This window comes from Oleiphilus sp. HI0117, assembly GCF_001635235.1.
On sequence record NZ_LWGA01001108.1, the window covers coordinates 1 to 2,539 of the forward strand.

At 44.8% G+C, this 2,539-nt stretch carries 4 protein-coding genes; 3 read left to right on the forward strand and 1 reads right to left on the reverse strand.

Annotation, left to right across the window (positions count from 1 at the left end; genetic code table 11):
- Positions 1-123 precede the first annotated feature (123 nt).
- From A3757_RS19860 to A3757_RS19870, 3 genes are all read left to right on the forward strand, one after another.
- The gene (locus tag A3757_RS19860) at positions 124-381 is read left to right on the forward strand and encodes a type II toxin-antitoxin system ParD family antitoxin (protein ID WP_068553791.1); all 258 of its coding nucleotides are present in this window, start codon (positions 124-126) and stop codon (positions 379-381) included.
- Between the two features lie 5 nt (positions 382-386).
- Complete coding sequence (locus A3757_RS19865; RefSeq protein WP_068740153.1) at positions 387-686, forward strand: type II toxin-antitoxin system RelE/ParE family toxin; 300 nt, start codon at positions 387-389, stop codon at positions 684-686.
- 108 nt (positions 687-794) lie between these two features.
- On the forward strand, positions 795-2,192 hold the full coding sequence (locus A3757_RS19870; protein ID WP_068740155.1) for an MBL fold metallo-hydrolase RNA specificity domain-containing protein: 1,398 nt from the start codon (positions 795-797) through the stop codon (positions 2,190-2,192).
- Positions 2,193-2,233: 41 nt separating this feature from the next.
- Here A3757_RS19870 and A3757_RS19875 read toward each other — a convergent pair.
- A partial coding sequence (locus A3757_RS19875; RefSeq protein WP_068740157.1) for a DUF86 domain-containing protein occupies positions 2,234-2,539 on the reverse strand: 306 nt, incomplete at its 5' end.

Genomic DNA, 2,539 nt, shown 5'->3' on the forward strand with positions numbered 1-2,539 from the left:
ACCTCTCAAGTGCGAATGATTACTAATTGTCACCGACCCCTTTTATACCATAATACAAAGATTGACAATGCTTGTATTTTTGCCTAGCATGAAATTTATAAATTTTTACTCTTGGAGGCCATTATGCATGTGTCCCTGACTGCCGAGCTAGAGTCTCGCGTTAAAGCCAAAGTTGAAAGTGGCTTATACAATAATGCCAGCGAAGTGATTCGTGAAGCATTGCGCTTTATGGATACGCACGAGGACTGGATCCACGAAGTGAAATTGGCTCGTTTACGCGAGCAACTGAAAGTTGGCACCGGCCAGATAGATAGCGGTGAAGGTATTTCTATTAAATCAAAATCCTCTTTAGATTCATTGTTCAATGATATTATGGCTTAAGTTTCATGCCAACACGCCACCTTGTTATAGCCCCTGCTGCGAAAACTGATTTAAAAAACATCTATCAGTACGGGTTGCGGCAATGGGGGAAAACCCAGTCTGATAGCTACCTTGAAAATATAAAAGAACACTTTTGGACTCTCACTGAACAAGCCATGATAGGAGTTGATCGCTCTGAACTTCTAGCTGGCACCAGAAGCCTACCTATTGAGAGCCATACCCTCTTTTACAGGGTTACAGCTGATACGGTGGAGATTATTCGTGCATTACATCGTCGCCAAGATCCTCAGCGGCACCTGACATAGTTCAATATTTAGCTGACAACGGGGTCAGACTCGATTGAAACCATCCTGTTGGAATCTAGCGCGAGCGTTGTGATATTCTTCCCTTAACTTAATTGATAAGGATATCACATGAAAATCCTACACCACGGAGCGGTGAATGGCGTAACGGGTTCGTGTCACGAGCTTCGCATTTCTGATAAAAACAGTTCTGAACAACAAGGTATTCTGATTGATTGCGGATTGTTTCAAGGGGCCGAGACCTCTGGGCAGTCGAGTGAAAGCCAGCTTGAAATCGACTTCCCAGTTTCTCATATTAAAGCGCTTGTCGTGACCCATGTTCATATCGATCATGTCGGGCGCATTCCTTATCTTCTCGCTGCTGGCTTTGAAGGGCCGATATACTGTTCTGAGCCGTCGGCTGTGCTTTTACCACTGGTACTGGAAGATGCGGTGAAGATTGGTTTCACCCGTAATAAGCAGATGATCCGAAAATTTATGTCGGTGCTTAAGCAGCGTATTGTGCCGCTCAAATATGGTGATTTGTATTCAGTCTTTGAAGGTTTAGATATTTGCTTACAGCCAGCAGGTCATATTCTTGGTTCTGCTTATGTTGAGTGTCGTGTGAGTCAAGAGGGTGAAGTGCATCGGCTTGTCTTCTCGGGTGATTTAGGGGCTCCTCATTCTCCTTTGTTAGCCGCGCCAAAGCCTCCCGAAGCATGTGAAACCTTGGTGATTGAAAGCACCTATGGCGATAAGAATCATGAAGATCGACGCTCTCGTCGGCAGCGACTTAAGGCAGTGATCGAGAGTGCTGTTCAAGACAGAGGTGTGGTCTTGATTCCTGCGTTCAGTATCGGCCGCACTCAGGAGCTATTGTATGAACTTGAGTCATTGATCTATGAGCTTAAAGATAAAGCCGATCAGGGGGCGCTGAATTGGGCTGAGCTTGAAGTGATAGTCGACTCACCTTTGGCCAACGACTTTACTGATACCTACCGACAACTAAAACCTTTTTGGGATGCAGAGGCTCAAAGTCGGGTAGCCGAGGGTCGACACCCTCTGTCATTTGAAAATTTACTCACGATAGATGATCATCAAACTCACCTCGACACAGTGAATTATTTGGCAAAGACGGCTCGCCCAGCGATAGTGATCGCCGCTAGCGGTATGTGTGCTGGTGGGCGTATTGTTAATTACCTTAAAGCTTTAATTGAAGACAAGCGTACTGATATTCTGTTTGTAGGTTATCAAGCTGAGGGAACTGCAGGGCGAGATATTCAAACTTACGGGACACGAAATGGCTATGTCGAGCTAGAGGGTAAGCGCTATACGATTAATGCCGCTGTACATACGATCTCGGGTTACTCTGCGCATGCAGGTCAGGAAGACTTGCTGAACTTTGTACAAGGTATGAAAGCCAAACCTTCAGAAATAAGAATTGTTCATGGTGATGATGACGCGAAGAAGGCTTTAAAACAGGCGCTACGGGAATTATTGGGGGAAGGGGTAGGTTTAAGTATTCCTTAAAGAGAGTAACGTAGCCATAGAAAAGGTATTAAAAAAACGCGCTATTCGCTAAGAAGTGCAGAACAGAGTAGGCTGATATAATCTTTCACATTATAGTATTTTTGCTTTGCAAGTATGGCTTCTAACTTTTTCCAATCAAGGTTAAGGTCGTCATGAATGATGGCGTTTCGCATGCCTATTGCGCCGCGCATTTCATTTATTTCAGGAGTGGTAATGGCGAGTTGTTCGTAGATTCTTTCAATGCTAGCTCGGGCTTCCGAAGGAACAGGTTTAGATATCTTCTTGAGATAGTGCTTTGAGCAGCCAATAGCAGCCTCGATAGGAACCTGTAGATTCCTTTCTACAGC

Excerpts from the sequence above, each read along its gene's own strand:
- A3757_RS19860 (WP_068553791.1), top strand. The coding sequence starts at position 124 with ATGCATGTGTCCCTGACTGCCGAGCTAGAGTCTCGCGTTAAAGCCAAA.
- A3757_RS19865 (WP_068740153.1), top strand. The coding sequence starts at position 387 with ATGCCAACACGCCACCTTGTTATAGCCCCTGCTGCGAAAACTGATTTA.
- A3757_RS19870 (WP_068740155.1), top strand. The coding sequence starts at position 795 with ATGAAAATCCTACACCACGGAGCGGTGAATGGCGTAACGGGTTCGTGT.